Genomic DNA, 21,570 nt, shown 5'->3' with positions numbered 1-21,570 from the left:
GCAGAGCATGGCTCTGCGTTTTCTTCGCTTTACAACCAAACCTGTACCTACACACAAAACAGCCATTGAGGTATCCGCGCCAAGCGCATACTATCTTTTTATTCTTTGCTGTTATGTGGTCCGCTATGCCTGACACCTCTTCACAAAAAGTGCTTCCTGTTGGCCTTCGTCTGATTATCGGTATTGCCGGCCTGCCCTCGCTGTTGCTGGGAGCGATGCTTATTTATTCCGCCGTCAATGAAGGGGGCAATAACGTTAGTGCTTTTGAAGTTCTGTATGCCATAGCGGGTGGTATTGCGCTGTATATTGCTATTACCGGGAAAAGGCTGTTCTGATCCTGTTGCCAGCGTCTGTTGAACTTTGCCGTACACATTTGCAGCGAAGATCAACAGCCCCTTCAACGCACAAGTTTTTTTCGAAATATGGAAATGTTATGTATATCGTGATGTTTGAGTTTGTGGTGAAACCCGGTGCCCGGCAGCAATTCCTTAACGCCTGGGCGAAAACTACCCAGGGTATTTATCTGTTCAAAGGCAGTCTGGGTTCGCGTCTGCATCGGGATAAGTCCGGCGCATTTATTGCCTATGCCCAATGGCCTGACAAAGCGACATGGGAAAAGGCTGCTGATATTCAGATGTCACCAGACTATGAGGCGTTTCGCGAAAATATGCACGAGGCGTTAAACCTGGAATCCACACGCATCCTCTATGAGATGGAGGTCGAAACCGATTATCTTCAGCGCAGACCGTTTGCGGTTGAATAGTTATAACAAGGACATGACGTCCGGGCCTGCACTGGAAAAAGGCGGATGAAGATATGAAACGAAAATCCGAGCTGAGAAAAATCACAGAAGCTGCTATCTATATTGCCCTGGGGGCCTGCGTTTACGAATTGAGCGTGCAGGGCCCCGCGCACTTTCGATTTACCCGCATACTGATTATCGCGGTGGCCGCTTTCGCCTTTATCTGGGTAATCGTCAAAGTAAAAAACCGTCTTCGCAACTAGCGTCCGATGCGAAATAATGTGTATCACCGCTACTTCTGTCAGCGGTTGCGCCTTCCTTTCATTCAACCATGTTCCTTACAAACAAAGCATCACGCCAAATTCTGCGTCTTTCTCGCTGTAAATCACGCGACTAACCGTCAGCTTTTCTCTGCCATGGATTGAAGCCTGTTTCTCTACAGGTAAGGCGCAGCCATAAAAAAAACGCTGCACAGCAGCGTTTTTTTATCTCGTTTTTTTCTGCGTCACATTAGCGGCGATCGTAATTCACCGGCTTTTCCGGGTGCTGGTAGTAACCCTCTCGCAATAAGCGTTTGAAGCGCTCCATCTCACCCTGTAACTGCAGGCGTTGCAGCCCCTCGTTAAACAGCGACAGCACCAGTTTGTCGTTGATTTTGCCTTTCGGCACCAGCAAGTGAGTAGTCACGGTAGAAATGTAGGGTTTGAGCGCAGTCAGGTTATCCGTTTCCGCATCACTGAACTCACGCTGCAAAATATACCAGCCGGTCAGTTCATCAATGGGGAAAATATCAATATCGCCGTCAATCAACGCGTCAAAATTCGCTTTATCCGACTCCCCTGACACCACATTTGGCGCACTTTTTATATATGACGCCAACTCGTCATTATACAGATAGCCATTGGTGATCCCCATTTTGTACTGTTTCAGATCATCCAGTGAGCCCCAGTCAGTAATGCCACTGCTTTCATTAATGTAAAACACCAGGTTTTCCACCGATATGGGCTCGCTGTGCCAGAACTCTTTTTCCCGGGAGCGAATATAATTACCGTACGACAGAGCATCATATTCGCCATTCAATGTGGCTTCCAGAGCTTCATCCCAGGGTAATGACGTGAATTCGACGATAACGCCGGTTTCCAGAAACGCTTTTGATATGATGTGATTGATGTAGCCATTATGCTCCATCGAGGTGGAAGTGTACGGTGCGTATTCGGTTGTCGCTATGCGCAACTTTAACCACGCGTGAGCATCACTTTTTGCTGAAAACAGCAAAAGTAACGCACTGAAAATCATAATACTTATGCGCATAATCATCCCCTAAAAATAAATGCCAAGGCTGATGTTAAGCCGGTGAGTGGTGTGCTGACGGCCGCCCAAGTCCAGCCCTACGCCAGGGCCTCCGGAAAACCACATGTTCTTGCCCTGAATACTGTCGATATACACATATAGCTTTGACCAGCCAAAACTACAGCCATTTACCCACTGCGATGACGCCAGTGCCGCATCATCGTCAGGCTCAATGCGACTATACTCGGTGTAACATTTCACTGGTGTTAACGACTTAAACTTCATCGGCAAGGTGTAAACCAGATTCGCTACGTAGCTTTTCCCGGCACTGGTTGCCAGAAACGGAAATTCGAAGGAGGACAGCGCCAGTCTGTCGGTTGGCTGGCCTTCCGGGGCTGCCAGATCATAATCAAAGTCAGTGAACTGAAGGTCTACCTGGAAGGGATCCTGAATATGTCGCAGGTGCACGGCGTAAGCTGTCATGTCACCTGAGTCGAGCGTATCCAGATTCAGAATATCGCCCTGTTGAAATGATACGCCGACATCGGTGGTGCTGCGTCGGGTGAAGTTACCAGTATAATTCACACGCAAATTATACTGACCGTCTTCTTTATTGCGAAACTCGCCGTTGTCAGCAACATCAAACGAATAGCGCCCAAAACGCCCGGCATCATTGTATTCATCATTCAGAAAGTAGCCGCCCTGAACGGTCCAGTCGCCGCGGGTATATTCCACCACCGCCCCCGCATCATAGTCATCCTCAAAACCAATATAATAGTTGGTTGAGAACCAGAAACTGTTTGACGCAAAAGGCTGCAACCCGAACGGCACTTTCGTGATTCCGGCTGTGGCTTTCCAGTATTCATCGAATGTGTAGGTTAAATCGGCATAGCGAACGGTGTTGAAGTCTGTATTTTCATACCACCGGTACTCAGCTTTGTAGCTGAAACTTTCGTAGTCGCCGGAAACGTTTAGCCGGAAGGATTCGAACTCGAGACCGTCACGCAACTCATCCTCGGCCCAGTCGATATGACTGTAATTCACTCTGACATGACCGCCCAACTCGAAAGGAAGTCCCTCCTCCTGTGCCTGAACAGGCAACATCGCGGGTAACGCTAACGTCAGTAAAGTGCAGGTTACTTTTTTCATACTGCAGTCCTTGCCTAATCCTCTCCTGTCCGCAAAGACAATTACGCTACACTGTTGCCAGAACCGGGTGCAGGTTGGCAGCGATTCCAGTGGTGTTCGCGTTGTGAAAGGAAGGTTCTTGTTAGTGTGTTAACGGGTACAGCTTTCCGATACACATAGATCACACTGTTACTGAGAGCATAGCAGGTGATTGACGTTTCTTCAGAAAACACCGTCGAAGCAGAGTAACGTTTGTTCCTGACCCGCAGCCAGGGCGCCCTTCTCTCGCCTGGAAGCGGTATTGCCGACGCGATCATCATAAACCTGTACTTCGGATCATCTTTACAGAGTTTGGTTATCCGCAGTAGGATAAAAAACAGGCTTACTACGGGCAAAGACCATGCATCCTTTAGATGAACTCGACGAAATCAGAGATACCGTTGAAGCGGGTAAGCCACGCTACGTTTTTTATTCGGGCGTACTGGGTCTCGGCATTCCGTTTTTTTTCTTATTTAAGTTCGCCATGCATTGGCTCAACGTGTTGCAGTGGGACGATGACATCATTCAGGTATTTATTGCGTCGTTATTTATGGGGTTCGTGCTGGGGATGTTCAGGTGGTCCTCTTTGCGAATGACGTACGAAATGATGGAGGCGGCAAAACCACTCAGGTTTCCTGACGATTGACTCATCACGGGTTCCAACGCCACCCCCACGGTAAAACCTGACGTCAAGCCGACTGTCAGGATACCAGTCCCGGTCTTTGATTTACGACAACGATCACCGGATTTCCGGTTGCGTCCCCAATTTGATTACCCCATCCTTGAACGGTCCAATACTCAGCCAGGCAAAACTACCGTTATGTATGCTGTCATTTTTCGTGCAGAGGTAAATACTCTGGATGATGCTTACATCGAGAACGCAAAACACTTGCGGCAACTCGCGTTTTCCAGATATGGATGTATTGATTTTGTGTTGTCCTATGAGGCAGGCGTTGAAATTGCAATTTCGTACTGGAAGGACGAAGCCTCTATTGCGCTCTGGAAGCAGGATATTGAGCACCTGGCGGCGCAAAAAAATGGCCGCAACTCCTGGTATAAAAGTTACCGTGTGCAGGTGGCTAAAATAGTGAGAGACTATCAGTATCCTTTACATCCTAGTCGCGATACCAGCCGCAAAGGAAACCCTCATGGATAGGAGTGCTACCGCGTCTTCTCATTCCCGAGACGGTTCTGGTACCAGCAAGAAATCCTACTCCATACAAACCCTGTTAGGCACCTTTCGTATGCCATTTCTACTGCTGACGCCAGCTTGTGTCAGTGTGGGGCTGGGGTGCGCGCTGATTGAGCAGAACAGCATCGACGTACTCGCCGTCATACTGGTGTTCTTAGGTGCCCTGTTAGCGCATATCAGCGTAAATGTATTTAACGAGTATGACGATTTTACCAGTGGTCTGGATTTTACCACCTCGCGCACACCGTTTAGTGGCGGCAGCGGCGCTTTACCAGCACATCCGCAGACCGCGCGACTCGCACATATCACTGCCTGGGTAACGCTTTTGGGCAGTGCACTTATCGGTTTGTTTTTCGTTTACCAGCAAGGTTATGCACTGATCCCACTGGGGCTGGTCGGGCTTTTTCTGCTGGTCAGCTACACCCGCTGGTGGGTGTACCATCCAGGTCTGTGTTTACTGGCACCGGGTTTAGGGTTTGGCTTAGTAATGGTGCAGGGAACTGCTGTCGCACTTACCGGAAGCTATTCGGTGACCGCGTTGGTGGCATCACTTTGTCCCACGTTTCTGGTAAGTGGCCTGTTGCTACTTAACCAGTTTCCCGATGTAGAGGCAGACCGGGCAGTAGGTCGTAATCACTACCCAATAGCTAAAGGTCGCAAAGCCGCCGCCAGACTTTATGCCGGGCTTTTGCTATTGGCTTACCTGAGCGTGCTAACAGGAATAGTCACTGACATATTACCCACACTTTCAGCACTGACCTTATTAACTGCCCCACTGGCGCTGTTTGCTGCAGTAAAAGTCATAAGAACACCCGATCACATTCCGGCGTTAGGACCGGCGATGGCGGTGAATGTTGTGATTAGCCTGGTTACACCACTTCTTCTGGCAACGGGATTATGGTTAAGTATCCCTTGAGACAGAAAAATCCGGGAAAAGATGCGTGCTATTGTCTTAGCAGGCCGCCCAAAGGCTGTCTTCAGAAGAAACCGTAAGGAAGGAATGTGACAATGCGAACCTTTGCCTTGCTCATAGCAACGCTGGCAACCGGCTGTACGACCAGTATACGAGACATCCCATCGACTGACTCTGCGGTGTCGCCGTCGCAAAGTCACCAGCACTGCCGCGAAGTCAGAGCGCAGTGCGAGGCATTGGAAGGAGACATGGAGTCCGAGCAGAAACAGTATGAACAATGGGACTACGACGATGGTTCAGTGGGCTGCCGTTGTCAGTAAACTTTCAAAAACTGATTTCGGGGGCCGTGCATAACACCGCCCTCACTGCTCATAATATGACCATATTACAGCACCCGGAAAGATTTACAGGCTTCGTTGCGCTCAGCCACAATTGCTATTTCCGGTAAGGCATAAAAAAACAGCCCCTGGTGGGACTGTTTTTTTATCGTGCCGATACCTTAGTTTTGCGGTTCGTCATCGTCATCTTCTTCAGGCATTTCAACGTCGACTTCGGGTACTGTCACTTCCACTTCTTTGGTTTCTGTACCCACTTCCACATCAGCAGTTTCTACTTCATATTCAGGCACTTCACCGCCTTCAACGTCAACGCTGGGCATTTCGCCGTCTTCTTTCTTAACGACTTCGTACTCTGGCACTTCGCCGCCATCAACGTCGACATCAGGCATTTCACCTTCTTCAGTTTTATTTACATCACATGCTGTTAGGGCTAATGCAACACTGGATATTGCAAACAATTTGGTCAAATTAAGCATTTGTCTCTCCATTTCTTTGCTTTGTTCACAATATACTAAGCAGATATTGTGCCAGCAATTCCAAACAACATACGGATGTTTTTCTGGCTCACTGATTACTGTAATACGACTCCCCTGATAAGGAGCGCATCATGTCCGCATTCTCTAAGGAATATGCGACTCGCTGTTGCAGTCAAACGTTAGCTGGCCCGTGCGCGACGAGCCCGTCTAGCTCAGTTGCCGCATCGAGACTTTACACACTTTGAGAATACTCAAGTGTAAGGGCAGCGGTCCACGCACTGGCACACGCGAGTTCACACTGAAATGTTCAGATGGGCGATGAGTAACAAGTTGTTGCCTGAATGCCGGGATCAACTGCTGAGATTGTAGGTACTATTGCCAAAAGCGCACTGGGCTGGGTACCGAATGGAAACTGCGGTAGAGCCACTTTTGCGCCCTTTGCAGTATTGCCGCCCGTGATGAAAATGCCCGCAAAAGTTTCCTATGCGTAAAAAAAAATCGCCTGCGCGACGGGTGGAGTGTCTCTGACAGGGTACATACCGCCTTAAGCTGGCCTGCAATTCCCAGATGTCGGGGCGAGTCGTGCTGTTCTTTGTGAACGCTTGACCAGGCAATATACCCGCCTGCGATAATGGCAGTCCCATAACTGCACGCTTTGATATATCCCCGGGTGATCTCAATATCACCGTCCAGGTACCGCGCTTTCGGCGCGCATTTTTCATTCCGTCTGAGACCTGCGAAAAGGCTATACACATCTGGTTACGTTTCCGACTCTCACTTATGTTAAAAATATTTGACATCGCAAACAGTACGAACTTATTATGCTGTTAAATATATTTAACATCAAAAGGAAACATCATGGCTTTTAAAGAAAAATCTGCGTGGGTGATATTGCTTGCCTATCTGGTTGGCTCACTAACGTTCACCTGGTCTCTGCTTGAGGGGGTGAGCCAGGGTAAGTCACCCTCTCCTGTAGACTTTGCCGGTTTTACTATTGCGCTTATTGTCCTTCTGACTGTGGGCCATATCATCATTGCTGCGGTGTCGCCCGGAACCGCAAACACGCCAGAAGATGAGCGTGAGAAAGTTTTTACCTTACGCGCTAAAGCGCTGTCCGGTCAGTTTCTGGCATCTGGGGTAGTGTTGGGGCTGCTGTTTTTTATCACCACGAATAACACTGCCGCGCTCTTTTATGTCGTTATGTATGCACTGATTTTAAGTGAGATAGTGAATGCCGGGTATCAGATACTACTGCACAGAAGGGGGTAAAACGATGGCGGATACATTACCCGTAGGTAACCGGGTTCGCGCAATGCGAGAGTCACACGGTGCAATGTCACAATCTGATCTGGGCAAAGCCGTTGGTGTGACCCGTCAGACCATCGCCGCGATAGAACAGCGCCGTTATGCACCCTCTCTGGAAACCGCGTTCCGCATTGCCAACCTTTTCGACACAGAGATAGGCGAAGTGTTCTTCTGGGATCCGCAATGATAGTGCACCACGACACACCCCGTTACACTCATAATGCCGGCAGCCATTGAGTCTGTTTTCTGTACTCAGTAAAGTACTAAGTTCTCAGTCGCAATTACGACAGTTCAGGAAGCAGATGACGAAGGCTATGGTTTCTGAGCTACTGTGACTGTTATGAAGGGTTATCTGAAAAGGTACAGGTTATTTACCGGAAAAATCAGGTTATGATAATGCGATATCGCGAACCGGAGAAGGTATGAAAGTACAACGTATTCAGTGCACGAAGAACATATCAACCGCGCTACTCTGGGCTGCCGCCATCCTCGCGTCGGCGCTTCTGGGATCGAGCGAGGTTCTGACGCTGATGATTCTTCCCGCCCTTGCTGCGGTCTCTGTTTTGCAGCTGAATAAACCGGGTACACCTTAGTTTTGTCTCCGATCACACGTTCAGTTTATGGCGACATTGCGGCGGTTGTCGCCATCGTCGCTCTGCTTGTATTTGCCTGGTTTTGGAGCGAGGCGCGCAAGGAAGTTACCTACCTGTGTGGCAATTTTTATCAGGGAATTACAAAAGAAAGTGTGAGACGGCAGTTAGATACCGCCAATTTGTTACGGTATCGCACCGAGTTTACAGCAAATGGAAGCAAGATCGTTGCTGACAGCCTGCTGCACATCGATGAATACGCCTGCACAATATGGTTTAGTAAGCAAAACCGCGTTACAGCAGTAAATGTCAGTAAATCGTTATAGAGGGAACCTATGAAATACCTGACAATTCGACAGCATATCTACAGCCCGCGGCATCTGATGGAAATTCATGATGACCGGCGCAATATACTTTACCAGACCTATTGTGAACAAAGCATGACATTTAATGTCTGGCACGTGATGAAAGATTATTGTCCGGTGCTGACTTTCAGACGAAAGATCTTCGCTAACGCTGCCACCTGGCATGTATCAGGCAACATGCAGGAATATCTGGTTAAGCGTAAGTTCTGGTCATTAACCCCTCGCTATCAGGTACTTGACGGTCCGTTCGAAGGATGTGAGGTCACCGGAAACATCGTTGATCGTACGCTAAAATTCTATTATCAGGGCAGGGTGATGGCCACAGCGGATGATCCGTCACTAAACCTGCCGGATAAATACCAGCTGTCTGTGTACCGGCATGATGAGCAAGCTTTGCTGTTTATGTCACTTATGCTGGTTGTTGTGCATATTGAAGCGTTTATTCTTTACAAGCGTCCGCAACCACGCAAAACGGCAAAGAAAGCCTCATGGATATAACCTCAGCCCAACAGGACATGCGTGCCGGCTATCACAATGGCGCGACAGGCATGTTGGTCTCAGGCATCGTGTGGCTGGCAGCCACATGCAGTGTGTTGCTTATATCGGTGCAGGCCAGCGCCATGGTGCTGTTTTTCGGCGGTATGCTGATATTTCCGTTAAGTGTTGTCCTGGCACGTGCCTTTGGTTGTCCGGGAAAACACACACCGGAAAATCCCCTGTCGTCTTTAGCAATGGAAAGCACCGTGGTGCTGTTTGTGGGCCTGCTCATTGCCTTTGTGATGTTGTCAAGCCAGCCGTGGCTTTTCTATCCCGTCATGCTGCTGACCATCGGCGTGCGCTACCTGTTATTTCAGACGCTGTACGGCTTGAAGATTTACTGGCTGGTTGGCATCGTGTTGATGGCCGGTGGCGCGGCAGGGATGTCTATCAGACTTCCGGCTTATCTGACCGCAGGGTATGGCGCGGCAGTAGAACTGGTATCCGCACTACTGCTGCTGACGAGTGTAGCCCGTAGCGATAAGCCTGCTACCCCACCTAAAAGTGAGTAACTACTTGCAATCAACAAATACAGAGTCACGAAAAGGCCCACCTAACGATAGCAAAGTAAAGTTAACACTCGGGCGGTATGTGAAACGACAGAATGGCGTCCCGCTTGGTGCTTCCGGTTCGTTAAGCAACATGTTAATTAGAGCCTTCGGAGCCAGAGGCTTTGACCGGTTCTGGACACACTGGAACCCTATTTTCAGTTTTTATCTTGGTAAGTATATTTTCCATCCTGCCTCGCAGGTCATGCCGGTATCGATAGCCCTTGTTATTACGTTCACAGCAAATGGACTACTTCATGATGCGGTGACTATGGCCGTGCGACACGAACCGGCCTGGTTTTTCACACCCTGGTTTCTGATAATGGGGGTGATGGCCGCCATTCACCGCAGTGTACCCGTGCGCTATGCTACCTTCCCTTTTGGGATGCGGGCACTGATCAACACGCTGCATATCGCTGTTGCGCTTATTTATCCGCTTTGGCTACACCTTTCCTGACAACGGATGAGTCTGATAGCTGCCATCGGGTTTCGCCCTGGCCGTGACAAATTGCCACTTATTTGTATCAACTTGGTGCAGTGTTTACAGTAGCGCAACAGCCTGTTCACTGAACTGAAAAGAGTCGTAAAGCCAGCCATACCATTTGTACGAAAGCCTCGCCAACCAATCTGTTCCAGACACTGCTATCCCTGGAAGTGCCACCGTATAATACGCACCTAATTTCGTAACCCATTATTTTCTATGCAAAAGACAAATCACAGTGTCATTGAGGACGTGTTTGCCCTGTTGTGTGCAGGCTTGTTTGTTGCGTTCGGGGTACATTTGTTTCAGTCGCAGGACCTGATGATCGGCGGCGCTGCCGGTATCGCGCTGCTCGGTACCTATGCGTCAGGGCTGGATTTCGGCGTGTTGTTTTTCGTCATCAATTTGCCGTTCTACGCACTGGCGTGGACGCAAATCAGTAAGCGTTTCACGCTGAATACCTTTATTTCCGTTACCACGGTATCCGTGCTGAGTGATCAGGTGCAGCACGTGGTGGATATCAGTCGGATAAACCCGATTTTTGCAGCCGTATTTGGCGGTATTCTGATAGGCACCGGCATGTTGATTATGTTTCGCCACTCTTCCAGTTTAGGCGGACTCGGTATCCTGGCATTCTACTTACAATCGAAGCACAACGTCCGGGCTGGCACGTTCCAGTTGTCAGTAGACAGCATCATTCTGGCGGCAGCGCTTTTCTATATTGAATTGCCACTGGTCATTATTTCTGTGCTTGCCGCGTTTTGTCTCAACATGGTTATATCACTTAACCATCGTCCGGAAAGGTACTCTCTGCCGGTAAAGTCCGAAAAGGGCGATGACGCTAAGGTCTCGCTCGGCAACGATATGCATCCGCAAAACGGCTAATTGTTCAGCACAATAAAAAAGGGAGCGATGCTCCCTTTTTTATGTTTATCCGCAATATGACTAACCCAGTCGAAGCGGATAGTTTCATTCAGACGACATGCAATACCACTTCGTAATAATGCCGCCCGGTATAAAAAGCCGTTACCAGCTTCGCTTTTTGTACCCTACCAGTCCATACCAGCCAATCAGGCCATAGCCTACCAGCAGAATGACATATGCTGAACGCAGACTGGTGATATCCGCCAGTGCGCCATAAGCCAGCGGCAGCACCGCGCCACCGGCTATGCCCATAATGAGGATTGCTGAGCCCCGTGCGGTCAGTTTACCTAAATCGGCCAGCGCCAGCGGCCAGATTGCTGGCCAGCACAACGCGTTTGCCAGGCCTAACAGGGCAATAAGTGCTACAGAATCGGGGACCACCGGTACGCCCATCCAGCCCCACAATGCTGTCGCGATAGCGGTACTGCTGTCGCTGCTTAACAGCAACAGGACCGAAACAATCAAACCCAATACGGCCGAGCCTGTGAGTGCCTGGCTCTGTGAAACAAACCGGGGAATAAGCACTAATCCCGCCAGGTAGCCAAGCACCATAAACATCATCGTATAAGCCCCAAGACTAGTCACATTCGACAGCCCCAGAGATGATCCGTACAGTCCGATGGTATCGCCGGCGATGACCTCTACCCCAACGTAAAAGAATAACGCCATTGCCCCCAGGATCAGTTGTGGGTAGCGCAGAATGCTTTCATGAGACGGAGCATCTGATGGCGCTTCTTCGCGTATCGGTGGCAGGTTGACCCGCGACAGTCCCAGCGCAAGCACGACCATTGCGATAGCCATGCCGATGTAGGGCGTTATCACTTTATTGGCCATTTCAGCCACCAATACGGCACGGTCAGAGGCAGCCATGGCGTCGACACTGGCCTTACTGACATCCGGAAAGTCAGCCAGTACCAGGAAGGTAAACAGAATAGGTGCAAGTACGCCCGCTGCTTTGTTTAGCAGCCCCATTACCGCAATCCGCGCCGCAGCACTTTCGTGAGGACCAATACGCACGATATAGGGGTTAGACGCCGTCTGCAGAATGGTCAGACCGGAGCCCATTACAAACTGCGCGAGCAGAAAGATACTGAAATAATGGGTTTTCGCCGCGGGCACAAACATCACCAGCCCCAGCGCTATCAACCCCAGACCGATGACCATACCGCGCTGATAGCCGGTTCTGTCGAGTATCCAGGACATCGGCAAGGCCATGACCACGTAGGCAATATAAAAACAAAAAGCCACAAACAACGCTTCGATTTCGTTCAGATCGCAGATGATTTGCAGAAACGGAATCAACGAGCTGTTTAGCCAGGTAATAAAACCGAAGATAAAAAACAGGATCCCGATAGTGATCATCGGTATGAGCGCGCTTTGTCGCGCAGTGTCGGATTGAGCCAGTGTTGTCATTATTATTACTCCGTTGGCGTGTCCGTCAGGCGGCCCTGCTGCCAGACGTGGGTAAGGGTAAGCGAGTGATCGAGCGCCAGGATATCTGCCGACAACCCGGTCTGCAGGCTGCCGTATCGGGTGGATACTCCCAGCATTTCTGCCGGCGTCTGGCTGGCCATCTTCACCGCGTCCGGTAGCGAGACAGCGCACTCTGACACGGTATTTCTGAGCGCCTCAATCATAGTCAGACACGAACCAGCCAGGGTGCCATCTGGTGTGGTGAGCTTGTCGCCTTCGCGAACAATGCGCGTATCAAAGAAAGGCACTTCCTGCAGGTCAGTAGCCGCAAGCGCCATGGCGTCGGTTACCAGCATCATTCTATTGGCACCTTTGGCCCGAAAGGCGACCTGACAAGCAATGGGGTCAACGTGATAGCCATCCACAATAATGCCGGCGTAACTGGATCCGTGGGCCAGTGCAGTGCCCACCATTCCCGGTGCGCGGGACTGCAGTGGTGACATCGCATTGTATAAATGGGTAAAGCCTGCCGCGCCCGCCTGAAGTGCATCCGTCACCTGTTCTGCAGAGGCATCGGAATGACCAAGAAAAACGCGAATACCAGCATCGGTCAGCGTACGAATAACCGCAGGCGACACATTTTCAGGGGCAACCGTGACCATAACCACACCCAGCGCCGGGTTTTGTAACAACGCCAGTTCCTCTTCGCTGGGCAGCCGAATGAAGCTTTCACTGTGCACGCCCTTTCTGGCCGTACTAAGCCACGGGCCTTCAAAATGTACGCCGATGATGCCAGGGACATCATTGCTTCTGGCATCAACAATGGCCTGCGCGGCGTTGATCATCGTCTCGGTGGAATCTGTGATAAGTGTTGGCATCATGGCCGTGGTGCCAAAGCGACGATGTGCACGCATCATGGTCTCAATGGCTTTAACCGTGCACTGTTGATTTAACAGCACACCACCTCCCCCATTTACCTGTACATCGATAAATCCCGGGATCAGCATGTCGTGTGCGACAGCACGCTCTTTCTCCGAGGCATCGCGAATATCTGCGATGCTTGAGTCCTCAACAACCAGCGTTTTATACGCCTCAAAACCTATGGCGGTGAGTACCTGTTTACCCGTGATAATCATACCGTTTCCGTTACTTTCTTCAGGCCAGGCGGGGTATCAGGATCCAGTCCCATTTCCTGAGCAACCTGTTCAATATCAAGATAAAAGCGTTGCATAATAACCAGCGGCTGCAGGCGTTTGTGCGTGCCTGTGCTCAGGCTGATATCCGTGACCCTTGCACCGCGCTGGGCAATATCGGCCAGTTGCGATGTATGAAAACTGGCAGTCTCATCATCCAGCGACACATTAATCACGCACAGCTTCTTCTCAACCAGCGTGACAGGTCCATGCAGGAACTCTGCACTGCTGAAAGCTTCAGCATGAATCCCCAGCACCTCTTTTAACTTCAGAGCGATCTCTCTGGCGATGGCATAACCAAAGCCCCTTCCCAGTACCACGCAGTGGGCAATACCGCTGAGATCATCAGCGCGCAGTCTTGGCGTGGCCTCCTGCGCTTTTTGCATGCAGTCCGGCAACCCATCGAGAGCCTCTTTCAGCTGCGCATCGGGTTTCCAACACGCGTATAGCTGGCACAGTGCGCTTAGCGTCGCCAGATAGCTTTTGGTCGCTGCAACCGCTTTTTCGTTTCCTGCCTGCAACGGCAATACGGCATCTACCATTTCACTGAGCGGCGAGGTAGTGTCATTCACCAGCGCGACACAATATGCGCCGCCCGCTTTCGCCAGTTTGACCTGGTGCAGAATATCCGGGCTTCGTCCGGACTGGGAAATAACAATCGCCACGCAGCCTTCCAGATTCAGTGTTGCCTCAAACACACCTGCCACAGACGGCGCTGCGGCAATGACCGGTACGCCACAGCCCACTTCAAATAAGTATTTTGCAAACACGCCGGCATGATCAGACGTGCCGCGGCCAATCATCATAATTGCCCGGGGAGGCTGTTGACGAAAACGTTCGCCAAGGGCATTACAGGTGTCGAGGTTGTTCGCAAGTTGCGTGCGGATCACAGTCGGACTGGATGCCGCCTCGCGTGCCATAATACTGGTAGTCATAAACCTGAAAATTTCCTATTTCGCGTGTTGCTGATAATAAAAAGCGCCCCACTCCGGGCCATGCTGCGCGTGAACAATGGCTTGTTGCACATCGTCCGCTAACCAGGGGGTGATCGACCCGGCAACTCCCCCAACCAGCACCAGCTTATTACCACTTAGCGCAATGGCTTTTCTGGCAATTGCGGTGAGGTATTGGGCGCCGCTCTCAATAATTTGCGTGGCGGCAGCGTCGCCGTCTCCCGCCAGTTGCAGAAGCACCGGGGACAGCTGTCCAAAGTGTGCAGGAGGCGCCTGATTTAGCCTGTCGACGAGCGCCAGCGGCGTATGACACTGGTAGTGATCGCACACGGCTTTTGCCAGCGCGCTGCCTTCCTGTACACCATCCAGTACTTCCAGCGTGTGGACCACGGCCTGACGTCCCATCCACGCGCCGCTGCCTTTATCTCCCAGCGTAAATCCGTGACCACCAAACTGCTGCAGTTTGCCTCCAGTCAGCGCAGCAGCGCAGGAGCCAGTGCCCACCACGAGTACGGCACCATCACTGCCACCATGCGCTCCCAACATGGCAGCATGGAGATCGGAGGTAAACGAGAACGCGGCAAACGGGTGTTGCCAGTTATTCAGTGCATCTGATGCCGACGGCAAATTCGCACCTGCCAGCCCCGCACCCACCGCCGTTTTACGAAGCTGCTCTGGCGCAGCTAATCCGGCATCAGCAAGCGCGGCGGCTACCGCGTTAACGATGGATTGCCGGGCGATATCTGCAGCTCTTGCTACATTCGCCGGTCCCGCTACGCCGGCACCGATTACTTCGCCTTTCGCGTTGTAGGCTTCTGCACGGCACTTGGTACCGCCACCATCAACACCTACATAAAAATAGTTACTCGATTGCAATGTCATATCCTCTGCTGCCATTACTGCTGTGTAGCCGCAGCCTTTGCAGGCTGTACACTGGCACTTACTCTGTCAGTTCCCGGCAGGAATGTACGGAAGTAGTACTCAGGCATGAGTGTGAGTTCTTTGGTTACCGGCTGCCAATGCGTCTTATCTTCAGACCAGGCAATGCCAAGCCCTGGATAAGCGGCATTCACCTTAACTCTGCCATCTACCACTTTTACTCCCGGCGGCGGCAGACGGAAATTTACCTGCCGGTCGACGAGTTGTTTTAACTGATAGCTTACCAGTTGCCCGGCAAAAGCCGAATATGCAGCGTACTGCTGTTCATGCAGGGCATTCACCGCGTCCGCTTTTCCCGCCACGGTATCAATCGCCGCCTTCGTCCATGGGGCTGGATTCCATGCACGCTCGGCCAGGGCAAACAGGCGCGGATAGACCATATACTCCAGCGTGTCAGCACTGCGGATCACTTCCGTCCACACTTGTCCCTGGATCCCGGCGATGTCTTGCGCTGCATCCGTATACTCAGGGTTCTGGCTAAACGGCTTGCCCATCCTGTCTGTCCAAAGGTATTGATGTACCGGAAGCACCTCAGGCGTAAACTGAAACACTTTAAACAAGTCCGTATTTTTAGACCCCCAGTAATACCCTGGCTCTTCAGGATGATTCTGATAAGGGAAGTCGAAATACAGAACATCCGGGAAAGCCAGCACAGCCTGTGCCTGGGACTGTTGCCATTCAGCCACCGTACCTGCTCCACCCGCTGGCAGCGTTGTCCATACGGTTACCAGCGTATCCTCAGTGCGTTTCTGCGCTGGCAACATGCTCATGCCGTCACTCCAGCCGCCCAGAATCAGCCCTTTATCTTTTGTCAGTTGTTGCACTTTTTCTACAAAATGCCCCAGCAACTGATGCGCGGTTTCTTTCGTCAGCGGCTCACCCAGCATGGCCTCGCAGGCAGGTGAGTTAACCCACGCGCCACCGGTTTCATCGGCGCCCATGTGAAAGACTTTCAAAGGTACGCCAGCGTCATCGTGTAACTGCTGGATACGACTGATGACCGTGTCCACAAAGGTGTAGGTATCGGCGATACACGGGTTAAGGGTGTTGTCATTGTAAAACTGAATAGAGCGATAAACGGTGGTATCCGCCTCCTCCACCAGATCCGGTGACTGAGGGTGCGTTTGTTGTCGCGCCTGCATACTCTTTATCGCAGCGCGGGCATGACCCGGCATATCCACCGACGGAATAATCTCGATATGACGTTCTGCGGCATACTGAACCAGCGCTTTGTAATCAGCTGCCGTAAGATAACCGTTGACGCTGCTGTTTGCGTCCGGCCCGCTGCCAAGCTGCGGCATCAGGCAGGCGCTTTCGTTCTCTGACTCGCAGCGGCGACTGCCGATATCCGTAAGTTCGGGATACTCTTCAATCTCAAGTCGCCAGCCTTCATCATCGGCGAGATGGAGATGCAGTTTATTAAGTTTTACCCGATACATCTGTTCAACCAGTTCAAACAGCACGGCTTTGCCTGGAAAATTACGGGCGATGTCCACATGCATACCGCGATAGCGGTAGGCCGGTTCGTCTGCGAGACGCACTGAGGGAAATGCCTGCTGCTCAGGCTGATAAAGCTGCGCCAGAGTAAGTAGCGCATAGTCTCTGGCAGACGCGTTAGCGGCGGAAATCTTCACGCCCTCATTATCGATGCTCATCTGGTAAGCCGCGCCTGTCAGGTCCTGAGTTTCTTCGAACCTTACCGGAAAGCCATTCGCTTGCAGCTGAATTCCTGCGTTCCTGAATACACTACGGGCGGGATGTTCTGCTGCCAGCGTTATTGCCAGAGCCTTCGCAGGAACGGCGTTGCCTGTTACGTCTAACCTTGTGACATCCGGTATAACGCGGGGAGCACTGTCGGGATGATACTCAGTCCAGTTAGAATAATGTTCAAACAGCCATCCGGCATCGGCCAGCGGCATCGTATCGGCGGCGCTGCGACGGGTCTGATTACGCGTTGCCCATTCGCCGGCGTGCACTGGTGTATTTATTTTACGAACCGGATCGACTGTCGACCGGGTGGCTTCAATAATGACAGGCTCTGCCCCGGGGGCTACCAGATACCAGTTCGGGATAGCATCAGAACGGGACACATGCCAGAACAGTGCGTGAAGAGTGCCTTCAAGTGTCTCACCCGGTGACAGAGTGCGTACTGGCGTAAGTGCGTGCAAATCACCATTAATGTGCGTTACGGTAAAGTCGTCAGATGTGACTGCCTCAACGGGAGCGACATGACTGAAGCGAATCTCCCAGTCAGAATCGGGCAATGTGGCTGGCAATGTCAGGGTAACGGCGGCACTAAAACAATCGCTGTCGATTCCCGCTTCCCGGCACGCAGACTGTGAGACTGTATCGATGACCTGATATTTCACCCCCAGATTATCCGCCAGTTGTTGCAGCGGCGCTCGAGAAGGTGCTGAATGTACGCAGCCTGCTATGCAGAGCAAACCACTTATCAGTAACATTGTTTTATTGAGCATTGTGTACCACCAGCGTAAAACATTCCCACACTTTTTGATAACGCTGTCATTTAGCACGAAAACGCATCAAAAGCAGATAATACAGGGCATAGTTAACAAATAATAATAAGTATCAAAGACCGCGTGACAACGCTGTCATTAATTTCACTTTACAACATGCCTATTGTTCATGCAAACTTTTATTAACATTAACTGTGCTACCCATGTCTACCCCACGTGTTCCCTGTGGTATGAGCAGGTATGACCTGACAACCACATCGTCAAACGGAAATTTTGCCGCGTTTATTGCAGTAAGGTCACCGGTCAGAAAGTCAGGTTTCGATGTAAATTATTTGCATATGACGGACATGAGCACTACTCATTATTGTTGGAAAAAGGCATCATAGGTGCCTGTTCGAACAGCGTTATCGCTCAGCAGTGACGATAACGACATTCAGGAATTGTTGTGGCGTGAAAACAACCATAAAAGATGTCGCTAAACTTGCCGGTGTATCCTTTAAAACGGTGTCGCGGGTGATCAACGCGGAACCTACCGTTAAACCGGAAACCGTAGAGAAAGTCCAGCAAGCCATTGCGCAGTTGCATTATCAGCCCAATACAGCAGCCCGGAATCTGGCAGGCACCAAAGCCTATGCCATTGGATACGTCTACGACAACCCGAACGCTTACTACGTTATCAATATGCAAAACGGCATACTACGGGAGTGTCGCGAACGCGGTTATGAGCTGATTATTCACCCCTGTCAGGCCGCAAGTCCGAATGTCATCGACGAAATCGTGCAAATGGTAAGAAAGTCTCAGTTGTCTGGCCTTGTGTTATCGCCACCGTTATCGGAAATGGCCAGTGTCATGGATGCACTTGATGAGCTTGATGTCCCTTACGTGCGGATCGTGTCAGGAAGCGCAACCAAACGTACGCACCGTCCGTGCGTGTTTGTTCACGACAGAGATGCCGCCAGAAATATTGTTGAGCACATGATTTCACTGGGGCATAAACGTATTGCCTTTATTTCCGGTGACAAGGGTCACCGTTCCACAGAAGAGCGAAAGCAAGGTTATCGCGAGGCCCTTATCGACAGTGGCCTGAGTGTGGATCCGGCACTGGAAATTGACGGTAGCTATTCGTTTGAGAGTGGGGTTAAAGGGCTGAAGACACTGCTGGAGCAAGACGATGTTCCTACGGCTATTTTTGCCTGTAACGATGAGATAGCGTCAGGTACCCTGTTTGCTGCAAGACTGAACGGTATCGACGTGCCCGGAAAACTGGCAATTGCCGGCTTTGAGAACTCGCCATTCTCACGACAAACCTGGCCGAAACTGACGACAGCGGCGCAGCCAACCGACGAAATTGCGCGCGACGCTGCCCGTACGCTTATCGACATGGTGCAATCGGGCCGAAATGCGCGGTTCGCCAGCCAGGAAGTTCAGCATGTGCACTTTCACCCGGAGCTGGTCGTCAGGGAGTCTACCTACCTGCCCGACTAACCGGTTTTACAAGTGCGTCATCAGGCCGGTACTATGTTTTATCAAAGACGATGCGCTGGCTACCCTGTCGTTTGTTGTGAAGACATACAATTGCCTGCCAGAGCAAACGTGCCAATGGTATGCGCCATGGCTGACACCATGCATATTAAGAATAAGAGATGCGCAACATGAGTCAGGTTTCCCGATTAGTGATTGTAGGTGGCGGGATTGCCGGCTGGCTGACCGCCGCCTACATGGCAAGAACGCTCTGTGACAAGGTAAATCACGACATTCGTATTACCCTTGTTGAGTCACCGGGCAGCACCCCGGTTGGCGTAGGCGAAGGATGCTGGCCATCGCTTCGCAATACCCTTGCCCATCTCGGAATTTCGGAAAACCGTTTCATGCAGGAATGTCAGGCGACGTTCAATCAGGGAACCCGGTTTGAAAACTGGCGACATCACTCCGCGAATACCGATAACGATGCGTTTTATCACCTGTTTGATACCCCTACACTCAACTGGCCGGTAAGCCCGGTACCATTCTGGTTATCACACCTTAATGACGATCCTCACCCTTTCGCTGACTCAGTGTCGATACAGCAACAGGTCTGTGAGGCTGGGCTTGCTCCGAAACAATTATCGACTCCAGAATTTCAGGGTCACCTGAATTACGGTTACCATGTTGATGCCGGTAAGTTTGCAAATTTGCTGTCTCGTGTTGCCTGCTATGAAATGGGCGTATCGCACATTCAGGCAGACCTTACCCACGTGCATCACAATGCTGCAGGTGACATTACGCATATCTCGACTCGCCAGGCCGGAGATATTGCCGGCGATCTTTTTATCGACTGCACGGGATTTTCTTCCCGCCTGCTAGCGCAATCGATGAATGTGCCTTTTGTGGATTACAGTCATATTCTGCTGGCCGATCGTGCCATCGCCATGCAAGTGCCTTACTCCAGCGAAAATACCGAAATTCCGCCATATACCCGTTCCGTGGCGCAAGACGCCGGGTGGGTATGGGATATTGGCCTGAGAGATCGCCGCGGTATCGGCTACGTCTACCGCTCGGCTGACTGCAGTGATGCGCAGGCCCGGGATGCCCTGATGACGTATCTGGGTGATGAACAGTTGCCCGGCGATATCAGAGTGATTCCCCTTCGCCCGGGCCGCCGCGCGAAAGCGTGGCACCATAATTGTGTCGCCATTGGTATGTCTGCGGGATTTATTGAGCCGCTTGAATCCTGCGCCTTGCTAATGATAGAAGACGCCTGCAAACAGGTGGCAGATTTATTTCCGGCGAAACACGCGGATATGCCTCACACTGCGGCGCTGTACAACGACACTTTTGTTCGCCGCTGGGACAATGTCGTGGAGTTTATTAAGCTGCATTATGTGCTTAGTGGCCGCGAAGATACCCCCTTCTGGCTGGACAATAAGCGTGTATCGACCTGGCCCGCCGGATTGAAACAAAAATTGCTGCGCTGGCAAAGTGCGCCACCAGCCAGCTGCGAATTTCCTGATTGTCAGAGCCTGTTCACAAGGGAGCACTACGAATTTATCCTCTTTGGCATGCAGTCAGAGAAGCAATTACATGCCATGGCCGAAAGCTACGGCAAAGCCTCGGATCTCGCAAGGATGGCATCTGCGGCGCTGGAAGAACGCTGGGGCTATACGCAGGCAAAACTGATTTCCCACAGGGCATTGTTAAAAGCCCTGGAAAAAGATCGCTTCCCCCGCGCCAGATAGTATTGCTGCTTAAAAGAAGATGCGAACCCGTCTGTAGTTACCCGGCGGGTCCCGAAGTATGCAGGGGCAAGGCAGAATCTGCAGGAAATGGCCCTCTCTCCACACTGCTGTAATAGTGCAGCGCCGTAATCGCATTCCCCACACCTTTGTCCACCTCCATCAGCAGCCCGTCGGTACACCTCCGCCATGCCATCGTCTTCCACAGGCGTGTTTTCCTCGTCCTATTACGGATTGGTATTACCACCGGCTGGTATAAGATCAGGCTACGTACTCTCGATACGACTATCACACTGTATCCGGCCAACACGGGCCAGGGTTTCATCGTTTCATTGTTCCTTGTTCCATTGTTCCATTGTTCCATTGTTCCATTGTTCTCAAGGCTAATACTGCGATTTCACCGTGACAGGTAACAGGGTTGTTAATACTTATACTTACTGGCGCACAGCAACGCATTGTCATCATGAACGCAGAGCGAAACTTTCATCCTATTTTTGCTATTTTTCCGTCATCAA

General features: G+C 51.2%; 25 protein-coding genes and 1 pseudogene. 18 read left to right on the top strand and 8 right to left on the bottom strand.

The window, feature by feature from the left end:
- Positions 1–125 precede the first annotated feature (125 nt).
- The 3 genes from JKP77_RS14275 to JKP77_RS14265 all read left to right on the top strand — a co-directional run bounded on the left by JKP77_RS14275 (position 126) and on the right by JKP77_RS14265 (position 1,005).
- Positions 126–335 carry a hypothetical protein gene (locus tag JKP77_RS14275; protein WP_218311833.1) on the top strand — a complete coding sequence of 70 codons (210 nt, stop codon included), beginning with the start codon at positions 126–128 and terminating at the stop codon, positions 333–335.
- Between the two features lie 98 nt (positions 336–433).
- The gene (locus JKP77_RS14270) at positions 434–763 is read left to right on the top strand and encodes an antibiotic biosynthesis monooxygenase family protein (RefSeq protein WP_218311832.1); all 330 of its coding nucleotides are present in this window, start codon (positions 434–436) and stop codon (positions 761–763) included.
- A gap of 53 nt (positions 764–816) precedes the next feature.
- Positions 817–1,005: a hypothetical protein gene (locus JKP77_RS14265; protein ID WP_218311831.1), complete on the top strand. Its 189-nt coding sequence runs from the start codon at positions 817–819 to the stop codon at positions 1,003–1,005.
- Between the two features lie 247 nt (positions 1,006–1,252).
- On the opposite strand, the gene JKP77_RS14260 is transcribed toward JKP77_RS14265, so the two are convergent.
- Both JKP77_RS14260 and JKP77_RS14255 read right to left on the bottom strand, forming a co-directional pair.
- The gene (locus JKP77_RS14260; protein WP_218311830.1) at positions 1,253–2,053 is read right to left on the bottom strand and encodes a substrate-binding periplasmic protein; all 801 of its coding nucleotides are present in this window, start codon (positions 2,051–2,053) and stop codon (positions 1,253–1,255) included.
- Positions 2,054–2,062: 9 nt separating this feature from the next.
- Positions 2,063–3,181 (bottom strand): porin, encoded by a 1,119-nt coding sequence (locus tag JKP77_RS14255; protein WP_218311829.1) that lies wholly within the window; start codon positions 3,179–3,181, stop codon positions 2,063–2,065.
- A 379-nt stretch (positions 3,182–3,560) separates the two neighbouring features.
- On the opposite strand from JKP77_RS14255, the gene JKP77_RS14250 reads away from it, so the two are divergent.
- The 4 genes from JKP77_RS14250 to JKP77_RS14235 all read left to right on the top strand — a co-directional run bounded on the left by JKP77_RS14250 (position 3,561) and on the right by JKP77_RS14235 (position 5,624).
- Positions 3,561–3,845, top strand: a complete 285-nt coding sequence (locus JKP77_RS14250) for a hypothetical protein (RefSeq protein ID WP_218311828.1) — start codon at positions 3,561–3,563, stop codon at positions 3,843–3,845.
- 108 nt (positions 3,846–3,953) lie between these two features.
- Entirely contained in the window at positions 3,954–4,355 is a 402-nt protein-coding gene (locus JKP77_RS14245) for an antibiotic biosynthesis monooxygenase family protein (RefSeq protein WP_246601214.1), read from the top strand.
- Positions 4,348–5,307 (top strand): prenyltransferase, encoded by a 960-nt coding sequence (locus JKP77_RS14240; protein ID WP_218311827.1) that lies wholly within the window; start codon positions 4,348–4,350, stop codon positions 5,305–5,307. Before JKP77_RS14245 ends, JKP77_RS14240 begins: the two co-directional genes overlap by 8 nt.
- An 86-nt stretch (positions 5,308–5,393) precedes the next feature.
- Positions 5,394–5,624 carry a hypothetical protein gene (locus JKP77_RS14235; RefSeq protein ID WP_218311826.1) on the top strand — a complete coding sequence of 77 codons (231 nt, stop codon included), beginning with the start codon at positions 5,394–5,396 and terminating at the stop codon, positions 5,622–5,624.
- Positions 5,625–5,803: 179 nt separating this feature from the next.
- On the opposite strand, the gene JKP77_RS14230 is transcribed toward JKP77_RS14235, so the two are convergent.
- A complete protein-coding gene (locus tag JKP77_RS14230; RefSeq protein ID WP_218311825.1) occupies positions 5,804–6,118 on the bottom strand; it encodes a hypothetical protein in 315 nt (104 codons plus the stop codon).
- Positions 6,119–6,391: 273 nt separating this feature from the next.
- Between JKP77_RS14230 and JKP77_RS22765 the strand changes: the two are divergent.
- The 9 genes and pseudogenes from JKP77_RS22765 to JKP77_RS14185 form a co-directional block, all read left to right on the top strand.
- A pseudogene (locus JKP77_RS22765) lies at positions 6,392–6,487 on the top strand (DUF3703 domain-containing protein); the annotation flags it as partial.
- Between the two features lie 489 nt (positions 6,488–6,976).
- Entirely contained in the window at positions 6,977–7,387 is a 411-nt protein-coding gene (locus tag JKP77_RS14220; RefSeq protein WP_218311824.1) for a hypothetical protein, read from the top strand.
- Positions 7,388–7,391: 4 nt separating this feature from the next.
- The gene (locus JKP77_RS14215; RefSeq protein WP_218311823.1) at positions 7,392–7,610 is read left to right on the top strand and encodes a helix-turn-helix transcriptional regulator; all 219 of its coding nucleotides are present in this window, start codon (positions 7,392–7,394) and stop codon (positions 7,608–7,610) included.
- 235 nt (positions 7,611–7,845) lie between these two features.
- Positions 7,846–8,016, top strand: coding sequence for a hypothetical protein (locus tag JKP77_RS14210; protein ID WP_218311822.1), 171 nt, complete (start codon positions 7,846–7,848; stop codon positions 8,014–8,016).
- 2 nt (positions 8,017–8,018) lie between these two features.
- The gene (locus JKP77_RS14205; protein WP_218311821.1) at positions 8,019–8,339 is read left to right on the top strand and encodes a hypothetical protein; all 321 of its coding nucleotides are present in this window, start codon (positions 8,019–8,021) and stop codon (positions 8,337–8,339) included.
- Positions 8,340–8,348: 9 nt separating this feature from the next.
- On the top strand, positions 8,349–8,876 hold the full coding sequence (locus tag JKP77_RS14200; RefSeq protein ID WP_218311820.1) for an LURP-one-related family protein: 528 nt from the start codon (positions 8,349–8,351) through the stop codon (positions 8,874–8,876).
- Positions 8,867–9,427: a DUF7010 family protein gene (locus tag JKP77_RS14195; RefSeq protein WP_218311819.1), complete on the top strand. Its 561-nt coding sequence runs from the start codon at positions 8,867–8,869 to the stop codon at positions 9,425–9,427. Before JKP77_RS14200 ends, JKP77_RS14195 begins: the two co-directional genes overlap by 10 nt.
- A gap of 79 nt (positions 9,428–9,506) precedes the next feature.
- Entirely contained in the window at positions 9,507–9,920 is a 414-nt protein-coding gene (locus JKP77_RS14190; protein WP_218311818.1) for an acyltransferase, read from the top strand.
- 243 nt (positions 9,921–10,163) lie between these two features.
- Positions 10,164–10,829, top strand: a complete 666-nt coding sequence (locus JKP77_RS14185) for a YitT family protein (protein WP_218311817.1) — start codon at positions 10,164–10,166, stop codon at positions 10,827–10,829.
- 141 nt (positions 10,830–10,970) lie between these two features.
- On the opposite strand, the gene JKP77_RS14180 is transcribed toward JKP77_RS14185, so the two are convergent.
- From JKP77_RS14180 to JKP77_RS14160, 5 genes are read right to left on the bottom strand one after another with little or no spacing between them, the layout of a single operon-like run.
- Complete coding sequence (locus JKP77_RS14180; RefSeq protein ID WP_218311816.1) at positions 10,971–12,281, bottom strand: sugar MFS transporter; 1,311 nt, start codon at positions 12,279–12,281, stop codon at positions 10,971–10,973.
- 5 nt (positions 12,282–12,286) lie between these two features.
- A complete protein-coding gene (gene nagA / locus JKP77_RS14175) occupies positions 12,287–13,417 on the bottom strand; it encodes an N-acetylglucosamine-6-phosphate deacetylase (RefSeq protein ID WP_218311815.1) in 1,131 nt (376 codons plus the stop codon).
- A complete protein-coding gene (nagB-II, locus tag JKP77_RS14170) occupies positions 13,414–14,409 on the bottom strand; it encodes a glucosamine-6-phosphate deaminase NagB-II (RefSeq protein ID WP_218311814.1) in 996 nt (331 codons plus the stop codon). The genes nagA and nagB-II overlap by 4 nt, the downstream gene beginning before the upstream one ends.
- A 15-nt stretch (positions 14,410–14,424) precedes the next feature.
- The gene (locus JKP77_RS14165; protein ID WP_218311813.1) at positions 14,425–15,309 is read right to left on the bottom strand and encodes a glucosamine kinase nucleotide-binding domain-containing protein; all 885 of its coding nucleotides are present in this window, start codon (positions 15,307–15,309) and stop codon (positions 14,425–14,427) included.
- A 14-nt stretch (positions 15,310–15,323) separates the two neighbouring features.
- A complete protein-coding gene (locus tag JKP77_RS14160; RefSeq protein ID WP_218311812.1) occupies positions 15,324–17,843 on the bottom strand; it encodes a family 20 glycosylhydrolase in 2,520 nt (839 codons plus the stop codon).
- Positions 17,844–18,293: 450 nt separating this feature from the next.
- Between JKP77_RS14160 and JKP77_RS14155 the strand changes: the two genes are divergently transcribed.
- Both JKP77_RS14155 and JKP77_RS14150 read left to right on the top strand, forming a co-directional pair.
- Positions 18,294–19,328: a LacI family DNA-binding transcriptional regulator gene (locus tag JKP77_RS14155; RefSeq protein ID WP_218311811.1), complete on the top strand. Its 1,035-nt coding sequence runs from the start codon at positions 18,294–18,296 to the stop codon at positions 19,326–19,328.
- 167 nt (positions 19,329–19,495) lie between these two features.
- A complete protein-coding gene (locus tag JKP77_RS14150) occupies positions 19,496–21,058 on the top strand; it encodes a tryptophan halogenase family protein (RefSeq protein WP_218311810.1) in 1,563 nt (520 codons plus the stop codon).
- The last annotated feature ends 512 nt before the right edge of the window (positions 21,059–21,570 follow it).

The organism is Alteromonas antoniana, from assembly GCF_019249295.1.
GTDB lineage: Bacteria > Pseudomonadota > Gammaproteobacteria > Enterobacterales > Alteromonadaceae > Alteromonas > Alteromonas antoniana.
The sequence above is the reverse complement of the archived record's forward strand: the minus strand, read 5'-3'. Positions and strand labels throughout refer to the sequence as shown.